Consider the following 16,486-nt stretch of genomic DNA (forward strand, 5'->3'; position numbering starts at 1 on the left):
ATGGATTGGGAAGCAGCTTCATCATGGAGATGAATGTGAAGAAAGCATTGACGGAAATGGGGAAGACAGCCGAGGTGGATCATACGGATCTGGCATCTGCAAAAACGGTTCAGGCTGATATTTTCCTGGGAGCGGCAGATATTGTCGGTCAGCTGGATGATGGAACCCGGACGATCGTCACACTGGAGAACATGATGAGCATCCCTGAAATCAAATCAAAATTGGAAATGCACGTAGGATAAAAAAAGGAGAGATTGATATGAAGAAAATCATGGTAGTATGCGGTAATGGATTGGGAAGCAGCTTCATCATGGAGATGAATGTGAAGAAAGCATTGACGGAAATGGGGAAGACAGCCGAGGTGGATCATACGGATCTGGCATCCGCAAAAACGGTTCAGGCTGATATTTTCCTGGGAGCGGCGGATATTGTCGGTCAGCTGGATGATGGAACCCGGACGATCGTCACACTGGAAAACATGATGAGCATTCCTGAAATCACATCGAAATTGGCTTCACATCTATAAGAAGAAAACATAAAGAAGAGGGGGAGAGGCAATGCTGGAACTTATCATGAATGACATCTTGGGTACACCTTCCATACTTGTGGGGCTGTTTGCCCTCATCGGACTGCTGTTACAGCGGAAATCCAGTGCGGATGTCGTATCTGGAACGCTAAAAACTGTCATGGGCTTCATTATCATCGGAGCGGGAGCGGCGGTGCTCATTGGCGCCCTTGATATATTCAGTAAAATGTTCGATCATGCATTCAACGTACAAGGCGTCATACCGAATAACGAAGCCATTGTCGCAGCCGCCCAAAGTGATTTTGGGACTTCGACTGCACTTATCATGGTATTTGGTATGGTTGTCAATGTTTTGCTAGCTCGTTTCACGCCATTTAAATATATATTTTTAACGGGACACCATACCTTATTCATGGCTTGTTTACTTGCAGTCACCCTATCGGTCGGCGGGCTCAGCGGATTTCCGCTTATCTTGGTCGGCTCCATTCTATTAGGAGTATGCATGGTGATGTTCCCAGCCCTCCTTCAGCCATACGTACGGAAGATTACCGGCAGCGATGATTTTGCCATCGGCCATTTCGGCACAATCGGGTATTTCGTATCCGCGACTGTGGGAAAATGGTTTGGAAATAAGGAAAAAACGACAGAGCAAATCAAGGTTCCTAAATCTTTAGGATTCCTGAGGGATACATCTGTCGCTGTATCGCTTACGATGACGATGTTCTTCGTGATCGTCGCATTGTTTGCCGGACAGAACTATATTGAAACGGAATTATCCGGCGGTTCGAACTTCATCGTATTTTCTTTCATCCAGGCGATAACATTTGCTGCAGGAGTCTACATCATCCTTGCGGGGGTACGGATGTTAATTGCTGAAATCGTTCCTGCATTCAAAGGGATTGCCGATAAAGTGGCGCCGAATACAAAACCTGCATTGGACTGTCCGACCATCTTTCCATTCGCTCCAAATGCAGTGATCATCGGGTTCCTATTCAGTTTCCTTGCTGGACTATTATCCATGTTCCTCCTTCCGGTACTAGGATTGAAAGTAATCGTTCCGGGACTTGTACCGCATTTCTTCACCGGAGCTGCAGCAGGTGTTTTCGGAAATGCCACAGGAGGCAGACGAGGAGCGATGCTTGGATCATTTGCCAACGGACTCATCATCAGTTTCCTGCCGGCGATACTCCTGGTCTTCTTGGGGGATGTAGGGTTTGAAGGGACCACATTTGGTGATTCGGACTTCGGTGTGGTCGGTCTCTTGATCCTGAGTGTCATGAAACTTTTAGGATTATCCTAAACTGTTATACTAATAAGGTACAGAAATAAAAATATATGAATGAAACCAGCAGCCTAACATCTTCTAGATAATGGGCTGTTGGCATTTTCATCATCATTCTGATTTTTGAGGTGATTTTCATGACCAACAAGGCAATTGTGCTCGATTTGGATGGCACGACATTGAACGAAAGAAATAATGTGAATGAGACGCTGGAACAATACATAGGCGAACTCAGGAAAAGCGGTAAACTGATTTTCATTGCAACAGGAAGAACGCTGGAAGAAGTGAGGGACGTTTTGCCGTCCGGCATGGAAGCCGATGGAATGGTGACCGCCAATGGAATGTCCGTATTCATCGGAAAGGAACAAATAGTAGATCACGCCCTGTCGACGGAACTTGTGGAGGAATTGGTAGCAAAAGCAGGAGCAGAAGAGATTTTTTACGAAGTTCATCCGAATGATGGAACACGGATGGCATTACTTAAAGATAAAGACTATATGGTTAAACAAGGTTTGATACCAAAACCTGAGACAGTCGATGAAAATGAATGGCTATCAAGACAGGATGCAGTCGAAGACAAAATAAGATGGTCGGAACAATTGGATATAAGCAGTGTCGCCAAGATCTACTTTTTCAGCAATGAAATGAATACGATTCGAAAATGGAAAGAGGAGTTGGGGAAAATCAAGCAGTACGATGCCTTTACCACAGCTTCCTCCACCCATCATAATGTAGAAGTGACCGTGGAAGGCATCACAAAAGCAACAGGCGTTCAACTGCTGCTGAAACATTTTCAGCTAGCACCCGAAAATATCCTCGCGGTAGGCGATGGCGAAAATGACCTCCCGCTATTTAAACTCGCCGGACATTGCGTTGCCATGAAAAATGCCACTGACCTTGTCAAAGAACAAGCCGATGAAGTGACGGAGTATTCATATCGAGAAGATGGACTGTATCGCTTTTTAAAGGCTAAGTTTCACTGAAACCTGGAAGGCGAGTGCCTTACGTTCCAAACAACGTGTAAGTTTTGACAACTTAATTATGTCTACAAAAGGGGTTCGGAATGGTATCATTCCGGACCTTGATATTAAACAAGATTCCTTAATGGTTTTAAACTGTTTGAAACCCTCAAAGGATTGAAGAAATTTGCGACACTCCTGCCGAATAACTGGCTAGCCGAGACCCCACAGACGCTTACATCGAGGAGGCTTGGCAGACAGTCGGCGGAAAGGGAGCGGATTTCTGCAATCAACTCCGAACGTTTTTTATTTACTTCTACCTAATTTTAACAGTATCGGTATGAGTTTTACCATTATGTTCCCAAACTACGGACACAACTGTGCCTTTTGATGGCTTAGGTCCTAAGGAAAAATCATCTGAAAAAGGATGCAGAACAGTAATTTCGCCATCTTCCGCCCTTCCTTCTTCAAAACTATCGATACGTGTTTTAACTTTATCATTTACTTCAACCACAATGGCTTTTACAGTTGCATTATCGTTATTTCTTTGTTTTAAATGACCTTCCCATCCATATGGTTCGCTGGGATCTATATTTTTCGAATAAGTTACCTTCCACATCCCATTGTCTGAAGTTCCCGATATTACGATACTTGAGTAATACCAATAAACGCAGGCTACAATGAGAGCTAACGGTATTATAACTTTCAAATATTTATTTCTAATCATATAACCCAATGCTTTCCTCCAAATACTTGTTTTATCTATATTTTAACATATTACGGAAAAAATAAGATTTATTATACAAATCATTTTGCTTACTTGTTTACACAGATGAATTCAATGGATTTCTAAAATCAACTGGAACGTGTTTTAATTTGTCTATATTCTAGAAGTTACAGCAGTTTGTAGACAAAAGGAGATCCATCTAAGTTTTTAAGCAAAGTTGATTGGAACGGAAGGTACGAGACTCCCGTGGAAAGCGAGTACCCTACGTTCCACTTAATTAATATCGAGCTTGTCTCCAGTCTGAAGCCAATCATAAAGATCGGCTCTTTTTCCTATAGGATAAGAAAAGCTACAAAAGCTGCTTCATTCACTTTATTTTCCGAAAATTTTAACCTCACACAATCCAAAACCCAAAACTGTTCCTTAACTGGAAGTAAAATTTTAAATATTATGATATATTAAAGGGAAATCATAATGTTTATTTTGTATAAATACGTTAGTTTAGTTTCCTAGGATAACAATTACTAGACGTAGAAAGGATTAATGAAGCATGAAGAGAGTGACGACAGAAGATGTGGCAAAAATAGCGGGTGTTTCACAATCGACCGTTTCCAGGGTGTTGAATGATTACCCCTATATTAAGAAAAACACGCGTGACAAGGTTCTTGCTGTAATTAATGAGCTGGGTTTTACAAGGGATGAAATAGCCAGAAGCCTTGTTGAAAAAAGAACCAAATCAATAGGTTTGATATTAGGGAGCATTTCAAATCCATTCTTTGCTGAAACGGCGGAAGTCATTATAGAAAGGGCACAGGAATTAAAATATGATGTCATCGTTTATAACACGGGGCATAAAGATGAAAACTTGGAACAAGCCATTAATTTGCTGATTGGCAAAAGGGTAGAGGGAATCATTCTTACAAGCGTTAGTAAAAACTATACTGAAAAAATCAAAAAGTTACATGATAATGGATTTCCAGTATTATTATATAATAGTTTCCTCGATATCAAGGACGTTAACTTTATCGTAATGGACAATAATAAAGGTGCCAGGCTCGCTGTTCAGCATCTAATAAAATTAGGACATAAAAAAATTGCGAAAATATCCGGTCCATCCAAATACTTGGCAACATATGAGCGAACGGTAGGTTATAAAGAAGAGCTGATGGAGAACGGATATGAGATTGATGAAGGTTTGATTTTCAATAGCGAATTTTCCTATGACAAGATTTATTCATTTACAAAAAAACTGCTGAAAAAGAAGGACAGGCCGACTGCAATCATTGCCGCATCAGATCAGATGGCTCTCGCAGTCTTAGATGCAGCTTCAAGTCTGAATTTGAAAATCCCTGCTGATTTATCCGTTGTTGGGTTTGATAATATAAGATTGTCCTCTAATGAATTTATAGGGCTGACCACAGTATCTCAACAAATGGATCAAATGTCCTTAACAGCTTTGGAAAAACTAATCTTTCTCATAGAAAATAAAGAAACATCATCTTCATCTATACAAATTTTTCTTAAGCCTGAATTGATGGTCCGTAAAACAACAGGGCCTGCCCCCATGCAAGACTAAGGGTAAAGGCAGGTTTTGGGTTGGGCCTTAAGTGTATTTTTTATTAACACTCCTTATATAGAAATCGGTCACTTTTAATATATAAATTAAAGTTTTTTAGACTTAATATTATTTTTACTATTTACAAAAGTCAGAAAGTTGTTTATATTGTAATTTGTAATCGCTAACAAGTATTTTGCATAATTTTGAATACGTATTCAAAACCAAAATGCCAAATGCCTGAATGTAAAAAAATCGCCTCGATGAGGTAAAGATAGGTGATAGATTGGATATAAATCATTTATTTAATTTAAGCGGTAAAGTGGCTATCATAACAGGCGCAAGTAAAGGAATCGGTAAAGACTTAGCCCATTTGCTTGCGCAGGCCGGAGCCGATATAGCGATAGTTGCCCGCAATAAAGAGCAACTCGAAGAAGCTGCACATGAAATTGGGCAAACCGGTGCAAATGTTTTACCCGTTTCATTTGACTTAACAAAGGTTGAGGAAACGGCGGAAGTAATGGAAGGGATATACAAACACTTCGGTAAGATTGATATTTTAATAAATAATGCAGGAATTAACGTGGCAAAGCCAGCTGAAGTGCTGACATCGCAAGATTGGGATACAGTACTGGACATTAATTTAAAAAGTGTATTTTTTACGAGCCAAGCTGCAGGGAAGTATATGATCGACCAAAAAAAAGGCAAAATCATAAATATGTCTTCGCAAATGGCATTCGTCGGTTATTACAAACGGGCTGCATACTCCTCCAGTAAAGGCGGAATTACACAGCTGACAAAAGCGCTTGCGATAGAATGGGCACCATATCAGGTCAATGTCAATGCCATTGCTCCAACTTTCATTGAAACACCGATGACCAAGCCGATGTTTGAAGATGAAACGTTCAAAACTGAAGTATTGAGCAGAATTCCGCTTGGCAGACTTGCTAAAACGGAGGATTTATTTGGCGGCGTGGTCTATCTGGCATCGGATTGTTCAGATATGATGACAGGTCAAACATTGGTGGTTGATGGCGGTTGGACTGTCTGGTGAGTTTTTTGAATACGTATTCAAAGGAGGGGTAATCATGTCTATTGCTCAAAATATAATCCAAGATTTTCGAATGCCGACAGTTTTCCGGGTTGGTGTTGGGGCATTTACGACGTTAGTAAAGGAAATCGAAGAGCTGGGAGCCAAGAAGGTTGCGATTGTAAGTGACAAAGGTCTGGAAAAAGTTGGCGTTGTTCAAAAAGTGTTGGATCACATTAAGCCCCTATCCGTACCAACCATTACATATACGGAGATTTCGGGAGAGCCGACGTTTCAGCTATTGAAGGAGGCCGTACTAACGCTGGATGCCGAAAAATGTGATGTAATCATCGGAATCGGCGGGGGAAGTGCGCTGGATGTAGCAAAAGCAACAGCAGCTTTATGCGGGAAAGACGATATAACAACTTATCTAAACGGTGAAAAAGTGGTGAAATCGAGAACGGTCAAATGCATTCTTTTGCCGACAACTTCAGGAACAGGTTCGGAAGTGACGATGAATGCCATTTTCGGTGATGAAGAGCAGCAAGTAAAAAGAGGGATCGTAAGCCCGGTATTCCTTCCGGATGTAGCGATCATCGATCCGGAATTAACCATTTCCTGCCCGGCACGAGTAACCGCGGCATCAGGGGTGGACGCCTTTACACATGCCATCGAATCTTATATTGCCATCAAGGCTACACCGCTTACGAAAGTTTATTCAGAGAAAGCAATGAAACTATTTCCTTCGAACATTGCGAGAGCTGTCCATAACGGAACTGATTTGGCTGCACGGACAGGAATGAGCTGGGTAAGTTCGTTAGCGGGTGTGGCTCTAGCAAATGCAGGGGTTGGGGCGGTTCATGCACTGGCCTATCCGCTAGGAGGTAAATATCATATTGAGCATGGTGTTGCAAATGCCCTTTTAATGCCATTTGTTTTTGAAGTGATTGGGAAAACATGCACGGAAGAAATGATGGAGGTAGCGTCCTTTTTACAGCTTGGTGATTTCAAATCACAGCCAAGCGAAGCATTGAAGGCAGTTGTTGATTATATGTATCAGCTTCTGGAGGATCTTGATTTACCTACATCGTTATCAGAACTTGGGATTGAAGAGGACTCATTGCCGCTGCTGGCGGAACAGGCGGCAAAAATTGATCGCTTGCTATCCAATACTCCTTATAAGCTAAATGAACAAAAGATTCTCGGAATCTATCAAAGCGCCTTTAAAGGAAGAGGGGGAAACTAATTGATCACGACAAATTCCGATAAAAAGAGATTATATATTGGCGGCGAGTGGCTGGCAGGAAAGAATCATTACGATCTTCGGTCCCCTTATTCCGGCAAAGTGATCGCGCAAGTGCCTTTGGCAGAAAAGGAGACGGTACTAAAAGCGATAGAATGTGCAGAACAAGGTGCAAAAGAAATGAAAAAGCTAACAGCACTTGAGCGCTCCAATATCTTGGAACGTGCAGCAGGAATTTTCAAGGAAAGGCTTGAGGAGTGTGCATTAATACTCGCTAAGGAAAATGCTAAGCCATTGAAGGCGGCAAGAGGCGAAATTTTACGCACGATTGAAACATACAAGTTTGCAGCAGAAGAGGCAAAACGGATTCATGGTGAAACGATTCCGATGGATGCCGCTAAAAATGGCAAGGGCCGTTTTGCTTATACAAAGCGTGAACCGCTCGGCGTCATTGCTGCCATCACACCATTTAACTTTCCATTTAATTTAGCGGCACATAAGCTTGGTCCCGCGTTTGCTGCAGGCAACTCGGTCATTTTAAAACCGGCTTCACAAACACCGCTAAGTGCATTGGCCGCAGCCGAAATTTTTGAAGAAGCAGGTTTACCTCAAGGCGTCCTGAATGTTGTTACAGGTAAAGGAAGTGACGTCGGCGATGTATTGGTCACTGATCCGAGAATTAAAATGGTCACATTTACAGGAAGTGTCGAAGTCGGCTTGGGGATCAAAGAAAGAGCTGGCTTGAAAAAGGTGACATTGGAGCTTGGTTCCAATTCTGCTGTCATTATCGACAGTGCTGCTGACTTGGATGCCGTTGCACAGCGCTGTGTCGAAGGTTCCTTTGCCTATTCAGGTCAGGTTTGCATCTCTGTCCAACGAATTTATGTACAGGGAGATTTATATGAGTCATTTTTGCAAAAGTTTACCGAAAAGACGAAGCAGCTTAAATTTGGAGATCCGGAATCAGAAGATACAGATCTTTCCGCGTTGATCAGTATAAATGAAGCAAAACGAGTGGAAGGGTGGATCGAATCGGCTAGAAACGCTGGAACGGAAATCGCATATGGCGGTCAAAGAACAGGTGCAATCCTTCATCCAACCATTATCAAGAATGCGGGGTCAACACAGGAGGTAAGCTGCCAAGAAGCATTTGCCCCCATCGTTTCAGTGAATTCCTATAGCAAATGGGATGAAGCCATCGATCTTGTGAATGATTCTTTATACGGCCTTCAAGCAGGCGTCTATACAACTTCGATGCCAAAAGCTTTTGATGCTGTTGAACGGCTTGAGGTCGGAGGTGTCATCGTGAACGACATACCATCGTTCAGGGTTGACCAAATGCCATATGGCGGTGTGAAAAACAGCGGGACTGGTAGGGAAGGTGTTAAGTATTCAGTCGAGGAAATGACAGAATTAAAACTAGCCGTCTTTACCCTCTAAATAGATATGTCATGAAAATTGAGAAATGAAAAAAATCAACGAACACGGAAGGGGAAATTAAAATGTCAGTACAAGAGCCTAAAGTAAAAAAAGCGGTAACGAATGAGGAAATGGAAAACAATTGGATCGTCCGTTTTGATCAAATGAAATCAAAAGGAATACCGTTAATGTTCATTGATAGTATCATTCCGGGTCATCAACGTATCAACTATACATTAATTGGTGATACAGCAAGCGAAAATGATAATTTCACTCCTGAAATTACCGAGCCGCATGGTTTTCAAATCGGAATGGTGAAAGCCCAAAAAGGGAACGGTCCTGCTTACCATACGCATGATTACATTGAATCCTTCCTTCCTCTCTCAGGAAAATGGCGTTTTTACTGGGGGAAGGGCCCTGATGAAATTGATGGCGAAACGATCATCGATCAATGGGACTTAATTTCATTACCGCCAGGCTTATGGAGAGGTTTCGAAAACATCAGTGAAGAAGATGCTTGGATTTTCGCCGTTCTTGAACAACATAAAGTATTTGATGGAAAAGACCCTTACTGGTCGCCAAAAGTGATCAAGGATGCAGCTGAATATGGATTCTTTGCCAATGATTTAGGCAAAATGATTAAACCGGATAACTTTGAAGAAATTGAAAAGGAAATTGCCGATAAATTGAAAATGGGTGAAAAATAAGAATGGCTAAAGTCCCGCTCATTTTGCTTCCTGGTACGCTTTGTGATGAGCGTCTATGGGAAACGGTGAACCTATCAGATCTTGCTGATGTGAAAGTCTGTGATGTATCGAAGGCTGATACTATAGAAGGAATCGCAAAGTCGGTATTGGAAGAGGCACCTGATAAGTTTGCACTTGCAGGTTTATCCCTGGGTGGCATCATTTCTCTGGAAATCATGCGAATAGCACCAAAACGGGTCATAAAGCTAGCGTTGCTTGAAACGAATCCAAACCCTCCAAGCCTTGAACAAATCGAAGGTTGGGAGAGGTTCATCGATATGGCGAATAACGGTCAATTTCTGGATATTACTATCAATCACCTTCTGCCGGTGTTAATCCACCCAGACCGAAGAAATGATGAAGGATTAGTTTCAACGATCATCGATATGGCTGAAAAAGTCGGGATCGAAGGATATATCAATCAGTTAAAAGCAGTGATGACGCGCTCTGACCAACGTCCCATCCTTTCTACTATTTCATGCCCGACCATGATTTTGGTAGGAAGGGAAGACAGGGTGTGCCCCCTGCACATGTCCGAGTTTTTAACGGAAAACATCCCACGCGCGAATCTTGAAATCATAAGTCATTCAGGCCATTTAAGCCCTTTGGAACAGCCTGAAAAAGTAAGCGCTGCATTGAGGGAATGGCTGTCATGTAATTGAAATGCTGGGAACTGGATTGAACAAGATACAGTCTGTAGAAAGAGAGGGAAGACGATGAAGAATAATGCCATAAAGGAAAAAATCAAACGCGGGGAACAAGTTCTTGGTGCATTTTTAGGGATAAATTCCCCGCCATTAGTCGAAATGCTCGGTTATGCCGACTTTGATTTCGTCGTAATAGATGACGAGCATGGTGCATTCAGTGCATCAGAGCTTGAAAACATTATCCGTACGGCAGATTCTATTGGGCTTGTCCCGATCGTCCGGGTTTCATATGACCCTTCCAGTATTCAAAAGGCTTTAGATCGCGGAGCAAAAGGTGTACAAGTACCAATGGTCAATACAAAAGAAGAGGCACTTGAGGTAGTTAAGCGGGCTAAATTCCCTCCATATGGAAATAGAGGAGTATCGTATTCCACCAGACCGGCGCGTTACGGAAAAGATGGCGGAAAACCCTATTTAGATGAGAGTAATGAAAATGTTATGATAATTGTGCATATTGAAACGCTTGCTGCAGCAAACAATTTTGAAGACATTGCAACAGTTCCTGGTATTGATTTGGCATTTATCGGTTCTACAGACCTCTCGGTGAACATGGGATACCAACTAGAAGGGGCAAGTCATCCTGATGTGCAAAAGGTCATCGATGAACTGTTCATAAAAGGGAAAGAGCTCGATATGCCAATTGGTACCGTTGCCAGTAACAGCGCTGCCGCTAATGCGGCTTTTGACAAAGGCGCCCAATATGTCGGGGTCATATTGAATAATGTGATTACTACTGCGTTAAATGATGTTGTCTCTGTAAGCAAGGCCACTCAATCTGTTAAATGACTTTACAAGAAGTACAGCATTTCAACGAAACTATTTAAACGAAAAGGATGGTTATAATGGCAGACAAAAAGACAGGTTCAGTGCAAGTAGCTCCAAAAGAAGAAAAAACAGCAACGAATGCAAGCCAACCGGTCAAGAAAACACCGAACTTCATCTTCTATGCGGATGCTGAAGACGTTAATATGCTCGATACAAAAGATGATTATGATTACATTAATATAGAAGAAACGAATCAAAAGAAACAGAGGATGAACGGCTTTGACCCGGAATACAACAACATCGTTGATTATATTGTGAAAATCACACGTCAAATCTGGAAAGAGAAAGACATCGGACTTATATACGATACGTATAGCACAAGCATATCCGTTCATAAAGGGTTGATCAATAGCCATGGGGTTAACGAAGTCATCTCAGGTACGCTGCAAACCTTGCATGCTTTTCCGGATCGGAAAGGGCTTGGATGGAGTGTAATCTGGTCAGGGGATGATGAAGCAGGATTTTTCACTTCACACCGGGGGCGTTCAGTTGCAACGAACCTTGGAGATAGTTTATACGGTCCTGCCACCGGAAAGAAAGTGATGTTCAGAACAAGCGCTGATTGTATGATCTTAAATAATAAGATATACGAAGAATGGCTTGTGATGGATACATATCATCTTGTCCTGCAACTTGGCTTGGATCCGGTCGAGTTTGCTAAAAAAATGGCTAGAAGTACGCAGAAGCTTGCTCCTTCGATACAGTTTGGATTTAAAGAGACAGCAGAAACGGGGCTTCCTCCCAAACTATTCACTCCATCTTCTGATGAGTTTGAGATAGGGGAGTTCATGCAGCTAGTATTCAATCGAATTTGGGCTCGGCGCTCATTTAATTTTGTTCGGGAATATTATGAGGAAAATGCAGTCGTTCATTATGTCTGCAACAAGGATGTAATCGGAGTAAGTGAAATTCAAGGAATGTTCATGAGCCTCTTTGCCTCCATACCGAATGGGAAAGTGATTCTTGAGAGGGTAACTTGTAATAGACGCGGCTCTGACAGTGATTGGGATGTAGCTGTTCGCTGGAGAATACAAGGAGTGCACGAAGGAACGGGATACTTCGGAGCCCCTAGCGGAAAAGCCATTGATATTGCCGGTATCAGCCACTATAAAATCCGCAATCAAAAAATTTCGGAGGAATGGCTATTGTTTGATGGAATGGAAGTTTTGCGTCAGATCTATTTGCCTGATGAAAACGAATCACAACAAGATGGTGAATCCACAATCGATGACGGGAATTTTACCGGCGTATCATGATTGGCCAGTTGACGGCTGTTCTGCAGCCGTCACTTTACTAAACAACGATTAGGGGGAAAATAGGATGGAATATATGAAAAAAGCGGACGTAGTTGAACAGACCTCTTCACATGAAGTGGAACAAACGGTGAAGTCCATTATTGAAAATGTAAAAGCAGGCGGGGATGATGCCGTACGGGAATATGAAAAAAAATTCGGTGATTCCGATCGTCCTGTCCGGGTTAGTGAAGAAGAGATCGAGCGTTGCATCAATACTCTTCCTGAAGAGGTAAAAGTTCTGATTGATAGAGTCGTGGAAAGAGTATCCGATTTTGCAAAAGCACAGTTGAACTGCCTAACTCCATTCGAAAAGGACTTTGGCGAGGGTATTAAAATGGGTCATAGAATCGTACCGATCGAAAAGGTGGGGGCTTATGTTCCAGGCGGGAGATTCCCGTTATTATCATCAGGACCCATGGTCGTTGCCCCGGCAAAGGTAGCAGGAGCAAAAAGGATCGTTGCAGCAAGCCCGGCCAATTATGAAGGCGGCATCCATCCGGCCGTTTTATATGGCTTGATCCGCTCCGGTGCAACAGACATTTTTGCAATTGGCGGGGCGCAGGCCATTGCTGCCATGGCATATGGAACCGAATCCATCCCGGAAGTGGATATCATCGCTGGACCAGGTAACCGGTTTGTCGCAGAAGCAAAACGTCAGGTGTTCGGTAAAGTGGGCATAGACCTTATTGCCGGACCGAGTGAAGTGATGGTATTTGCTGATGATTCGGCTTCACCTCAGAAAATAGCGGCCGATTTACTTGCCCAGGCTGAACACGATCCGTACGCACGGGCCATTCTTGTCACAACGTCCAGAACGGTTGCCGAAGAAACAGAAAAAGCAATCGAAGGATTTTTGAAAACATTCTCACCATCTTCCCCTGCACACGAATCATGGGAAAAAAGAGGGGAAATCATTTATGCAGATTCATTACAAGAAGGACTGGATATTTGCAATGATTATGCCATTGAACATCTACATTTGCATATCAAAAATAGCCGCGAATTGATGGATAAACTAAATAATTATGGATCATTATTCCTTGATGAAGGAAGTTCCGTCGTCTTCTCTGACAAAGTATCTGGAACGAACCATACATTGCCGACTCAAAAGGCAGCAAGATATACAGGGGGACTTTGGGCAGGAAGTTATGTGAAAGTCATGACACATCAGGAAATCACAGGTCAAGGCATTCAATTCCTGGCATCCCATGCGGAAGATCAATCCGAAATCGAAGGCTTGGAAGGCCATAAATTATCGGCTACAGTCAGGTTGACAGAGTGTGCTTCTAAATGATTATGATTGCTGAAAACGCATTCGATTAAGGAGCATGCTTCTGGTGCAGCCCCTTGAAGAAATGGATACTACCATTCTGCCTGAAATAGTTTCAGGTGGATGGGCAGTATCTGCAGATTAGATCCTAACCCTGAAAAATATATGAGAATATGTGTAAATACTAATAGCATCGCCTTTCTGTCCAGTGGGACGAAAGGGAGGGGAATGAAAGGGTGGAATATATGGACAAAACTAAAATTAATAATCGGAAAGAAACCATCTTATTCTTTATCATTAGCTTGTTGTTCTTTGTCACCATTACCGCATTTGATCCATTTATCTCCTCTTATGCTAAGGATCTTGGGTTCGATTCAGTTATTATAGGCAGTATAATCGGAATTTCAGGGATTGTGGCCTTATTGACACGACTTCCGATCGGTGTATTTTCGGATATGCTGCATAAACGAAGATTGTTTATCCAAATGGGGTTGCTGATAACCATTGTAATGTGGACGCTAGCCTTTTTCATACCAAATGCTACCACATTGTACCTTGGGAAAATTTCGGATGGTTTAACTGGTTCCACCTGGGTTATTTACAATGTTATGTTCGCCTCTTATTTTGGTGTGAAGGAAGCTGCAAAAGCAGTGGCGATATTGGGTGTTGCATCGCCGGTTGGCTCCATACTAGGGACAACCATCGGTGCATTAGTGGCCAATAGTTATGGGTATCGGTATAGCTTTTTAGTAGCGGTGGCCGCCGCCATACTTGCGTTTGTTTTAACATTTTTCACAAAAGACCTCAGCATTAAAGGGGTAAAAGTAAAATACGATAAGAAAATACTTGTTGAGCAAATCACCGATAAAAAAATCTGGGTCATTTCCGTTTTGGCAACGATTGCTTTGATGGTCACCATTGGAACAAGGGATACGTTCACACCTTTAGTTGCTACCGACCTTGGAGCAAATCCGCTATTGATTGGCATGCTGGCAAACACACACCTGATCATATATGGCTTAGCCGCAGGATTATGCGGAGCCCTTTTTTATAAAAAAATCGGTTTAATGAATACGGCGATTTTGGGAGCGGTATTACAAGGGGTCATCATCATATTGATTCCTTATGCTGAAAATTTAACGATGCTTTTTCTATTGCAGGCATTCCAAGGTTTCGGTTACGGGCTGATCTTTACGGTCGTCACTTCCTGGGCTGTTGAAAATATCCCGGAGATTAAACAATCTACGAGAATGGGCCTGTTCCAAAGTTTATATTCGGCTGGAATGTTTTTGGGACCCGTCCTAATTGGCATCTTGATTGAAGTGTTTTCAAGATCCACAGGTTACCTGATCATGGGGGCATTATCAATTGCTTCAACCATTCTTATCAAAACCTCCATAAAACGCTCAAAAAAAGAAGCTTCTAATGAAGAATTTCCTCTTGAAGAGATGCTGATAAATAGAAAATGATTCATTGAAACAGGCAAGAGCAGACCTTAACGGGTTTGCTCTTTTTATTTTGAGTCGGATCCTAAAAACTACTATTTGTCATTTTAGTCTGAGCGTCAAACCAATATTAGTTAACATTTGAGTTTGTAGACAAAAAAGGTATTACCTAAAATTTCAAAACAAAGTTGATGGGAGCGAGTGCCAGCAGTGGAAATCTACGCTGGTAAATCTTGATAATCTAAGACTATCATAGGGTCCAATTTACTTCACGTTATCAATAAAATGCATGCAGATTGTCTTAATGGCCATAATGATTTTTATTCACAAAATTTCATTAATATTGACCGCATCAATCTATGACTTTATCATAACAACAGGATAATGATAATCATTTTCAATTATGAATGTATTCGTCGGATAAGAAGTTAAGTAGTTATAGATGACGGAAAGGGTGCAAAAAATGAGAGAATCTAGAAAAGTAAGAACATTTGGGGGAGGAGCATTCATCCTGTTATTTACGATTATGATGGTGTTAACAGGATGTAATAATTCTCAAAAAACAACGGAGGCAGAGAAGACATCTGCCGCAACAAAGAATCAAGAAGTAAGGACGATTAAGCATGAAATGGGAGAAACGGAAATTAAAAACACTCCTAAAAAAATAGTTACGCTTGAGTTATCTTTCGTTGATTCTTTAAATGCCCTAGGGATAAAACCTATCGGGATTTCAGATGACAACAAAAAAGATATGATTACAAAACTTGTTGGTCAAGAAATGGATTATACTTCCGTAGGAACACGTGAGCAGCCTAATTTAGAGGTTATCAGTTCTTTACAGCCGGATTTAATCATTGCAGATGCTGAGCGACATAAAGGGATTTATAAAGATTTACAGCAGATTGCTCCTACCGTTGTCTTAAAAAGTCGGGAATCTACATATCAAGAAAATCTGGATTCTTTTAAAACGATTGCAAAGGCAGTAAACCAGGAAGATGCTGCAGAAAAAAGATTGAGCGAGCATGAAAAAACGATTAAGGAACTTAAATCAAAGCTTACTGTTGATTCAAATATGACGGTTTTACCAGCAGTTGTACGAGATACTTCATTCCAAGCCCATACTTCATCTTCGTATGATGGAGAATTGCTTGAGCGCATGGGATTGAAAAATGCCATTCAGCAGGAACTGCCACATGCCGAAATGAATCTGGAGCAGCTTGTCGAGATTGATCCGGATGTGCTGCTTTTAGCGAACAATGAGGGTAAGTTACTTACTGATGAGTGGAAAGACAATCCTCTTTGGAAAGACTTGAAGGCTGTAAAAAACGGACAAGTGTATAGTGTTGATCGAGATTTATGGACGAGATACCGCGGTGTTGTATCCGCAGAGGCCATTGCTAAAGACACTTTAAAAATGCTTGGAGAAGAATAGACGAACAAAAGCGAAGTAAGAGATC

The 16,486-nt window shown here is 41.9% G+C and carries 16 protein-coding genes; 15 read left to right on the forward strand and 1 reads right to left on the reverse strand.

What is annotated here, in order from left to right; genetic code table 11:
• From ACIROD_RS11365 to ACIROD_RS11380, 4 genes are all read left to right on the forward strand, one after another.
• Window positions 1-242: PTS sugar transporter subunit IIB (locus tag ACIROD_RS11365; protein ID WP_402940820.1), on the forward strand; the 242-nt coding region annotated here is incomplete at its 5' end.
• Window positions 243-259: 17 nt separating this feature from the next.
• Complete coding sequence (locus ACIROD_RS11370) at window positions 260-526, forward strand: PTS sugar transporter subunit IIB (protein WP_048883161.1); 267 nt, start codon at window positions 260-262, stop codon at window positions 524-526.
• A 31-nt stretch (window positions 527-557) separates the two neighbouring features.
• Window positions 558-1,826: a PTS ascorbate transporter subunit IIC gene (locus ACIROD_RS11375; protein ID WP_230177169.1), complete on the forward strand. Its 1,269-nt coding sequence runs from the start codon at window positions 558-560 to the stop codon at window positions 1,824-1,826.
• A gap of 119 nt (window positions 1,827-1,945) precedes the next feature.
• Window positions 1,946-2,791 (forward strand): HAD family hydrolase, encoded by an 846-nt coding sequence (locus ACIROD_RS11380; protein WP_402940825.1) that lies wholly within the window; start codon window positions 1,946-1,948, stop codon window positions 2,789-2,791.
• Window positions 2,792-3,083: 292 nt separating this feature from the next.
• Here ACIROD_RS11380 and ACIROD_RS11385 read toward each other — a convergent pair whose 3' ends face one another.
• Window positions 3,084-3,503, reverse strand: coding sequence for a hypothetical protein (locus ACIROD_RS11385; RefSeq protein WP_402940828.1), 420 nt, complete (start codon window positions 3,501-3,503; stop codon window positions 3,084-3,086).
• A gap of 541 nt (window positions 3,504-4,044) precedes the next feature.
• On the opposite strand from ACIROD_RS11385, the gene ACIROD_RS11390 reads away from it, so the two are divergent.
• The 11 genes from ACIROD_RS11390 to ACIROD_RS11440 all read left to right on the forward strand — a co-directional run bounded on the left by ACIROD_RS11390 (window position 4,045) and on the right by ACIROD_RS11440 (window position 16,461).
• Window positions 4,045-5,070 carry a LacI family DNA-binding transcriptional regulator gene (locus ACIROD_RS11390; RefSeq protein WP_101224356.1) on the forward strand — a complete coding sequence of 342 codons (1,026 nt, stop codon included), beginning with the start codon at window positions 4,045-4,047 and terminating at the stop codon, window positions 5,068-5,070.
• Window positions 5,071-5,335: 265 nt separating this feature from the next.
• Window positions 5,336-6,103 carry an SDR family NAD(P)-dependent oxidoreductase gene (locus ACIROD_RS11395; RefSeq protein ID WP_101224355.1) on the forward strand — a complete coding sequence of 256 codons (768 nt, stop codon included), beginning with the start codon at window positions 5,336-5,338 and terminating at the stop codon, window positions 6,101-6,103.
• A 34-nt stretch (window positions 6,104-6,137) separates the two neighbouring features.
• Window positions 6,138-7,325 carry an iron-containing alcohol dehydrogenase gene (locus ACIROD_RS11400; RefSeq protein ID WP_402940833.1) on the forward strand — a complete coding sequence of 396 codons (1,188 nt, stop codon included), beginning with the start codon at window positions 6,138-6,140 and terminating at the stop codon, window positions 7,323-7,325.
• Between the two features lie 3 nt (window positions 7,326-7,328).
• Window positions 7,329-8,762: an aldehyde dehydrogenase family protein gene (locus tag ACIROD_RS11405; protein ID WP_402942881.1), complete on the forward strand. Its 1,434-nt coding sequence runs from the start codon at window positions 7,329-7,331 to the stop codon at window positions 8,760-8,762.
• A gap of 62 nt (window positions 8,763-8,824) precedes the next feature.
• The gene (locus ACIROD_RS11410; RefSeq protein WP_402940836.1) at window positions 8,825-9,448 is read left to right on the forward strand and encodes a cupin domain-containing protein; all 624 of its coding nucleotides are present in this window, start codon (window positions 8,825-8,827) and stop codon (window positions 9,446-9,448) included.
• 2 nt (window positions 9,449-9,450) lie between these two features.
• Window positions 9,451-10,149: an alpha/beta fold hydrolase gene (locus tag ACIROD_RS11415; protein WP_402940838.1), complete on the forward strand. Its 699-nt coding sequence runs from the start codon at window positions 9,451-9,453 to the stop codon at window positions 10,147-10,149.
• Between the two features lie 54 nt (window positions 10,150-10,203).
• Window positions 10,204-10,980 carry an HpcH/HpaI aldolase family protein gene (locus ACIROD_RS11420; RefSeq protein ID WP_402940841.1) on the forward strand — a complete coding sequence of 259 codons (777 nt, stop codon included), beginning with the start codon at window positions 10,204-10,206 and terminating at the stop codon, window positions 10,978-10,980.
• 56 nt (window positions 10,981-11,036) lie between these two features.
• A complete protein-coding gene (locus ACIROD_RS11425) occupies window positions 11,037-12,275 on the forward strand; it encodes an ester cyclase (RefSeq protein ID WP_260356787.1) in 1,239 nt (412 codons plus the stop codon).
• 64 nt (window positions 12,276-12,339) lie between these two features.
• Window positions 12,340-13,608, forward strand: coding sequence for a histidinol dehydrogenase (gene hisD, locus ACIROD_RS11430; RefSeq protein ID WP_402940844.1), 1,269 nt, complete (start codon window positions 12,340-12,342; stop codon window positions 13,606-13,608).
• Between the two features lie 221 nt (window positions 13,609-13,829).
• A complete protein-coding gene (locus tag ACIROD_RS11435) occupies window positions 13,830-15,053 on the forward strand; it encodes an MFS transporter (protein ID WP_101224458.1) in 1,224 nt (407 codons plus the stop codon).
• 439 nt (window positions 15,054-15,492) lie between these two features.
• Entirely contained in the window at window positions 15,493-16,461 is a 969-nt protein-coding gene (locus ACIROD_RS11440) for an ABC transporter substrate-binding protein (protein ID WP_101224349.1), read from the forward strand.
• Window positions 16,462-16,486 lie beyond the last annotated feature (25 nt).

It is taken from the genome of Peribacillus sp. NPDC101481 (assembly GCF_044767165.1).
In the GTDB taxonomy this organism is placed as follows: Bacteria; Bacillota; Bacilli; order Bacillales; family DSM-1321; genus Peribacillus.

Bases quoted from the DNA above. Each gene is read 5' to 3' on its own strand.
- ACIROD_RS11400 (WP_402940833.1), top strand. From the start codon at position 6,138: ATGTCTATTGCTCAAAATATAATCCAAGATTTTCGAATGCCGACAGTT.
- ACIROD_RS11440 (WP_101224349.1), top strand. From the start codon at position 15,493: ATGAGAGAATCTAGAAAAGTAAGAACATTTGGGGGAGGAGCATTCATC.
- hisD (WP_402940844.1), top strand. From the start codon at position 12,340: ATGGAATATATGAAAAAAGCGGACGTAGTTGAACAGACCTCTTCACAT.
- ACIROD_RS11435 (WP_101224458.1), top strand. From the start codon at position 13,830: ATGGACAAAACTAAAATTAATAATCGGAAAGAAACCATCTTATTCTTT.
- ACIROD_RS11415 (WP_402940838.1), top strand. From the start codon at position 9,451: ATGGCTAAAGTCCCGCTCATTTTGCTTCCTGGTACGCTTTGTGATGAG.
- ACIROD_RS11420 (WP_402940841.1), top strand. From the start codon at position 10,204: ATGAAGAATAATGCCATAAAGGAAAAAATCAAACGCGGGGAACAAGTT.
- ACIROD_RS11390 (WP_101224356.1), top strand. From the start codon at position 4,045: ATGAAGAGAGTGACGACAGAAGATGTGGCAAAAATAGCGGGTGTTTCA.
- ACIROD_RS11425 (WP_260356787.1), top strand. From the start codon at position 11,037: ATGGCAGACAAAAAGACAGGTTCAGTGCAAGTAGCTCCAAAAGAAGAA.
- ACIROD_RS11380 (WP_402940825.1), top strand. From the start codon at position 1,946: ATGACCAACAAGGCAATTGTGCTCGATTTGGATGGCACGACATTGAAC.
- ACIROD_RS11370 (WP_048883161.1), top strand. From the start codon at position 260: ATGAAGAAAATCATGGTAGTATGCGGTAATGGATTGGGAAGCAGCTTC.
- ACIROD_RS11410 (WP_402940836.1), top strand. From the start codon at position 8,825: ATGTCAGTACAAGAGCCTAAAGTAAAAAAAGCGGTAACGAATGAGGAA.
- ACIROD_RS11375 (WP_230177169.1), top strand. From the start codon at position 558: ATGCTGGAACTTATCATGAATGACATCTTGGGTACACCTTCCATACTT.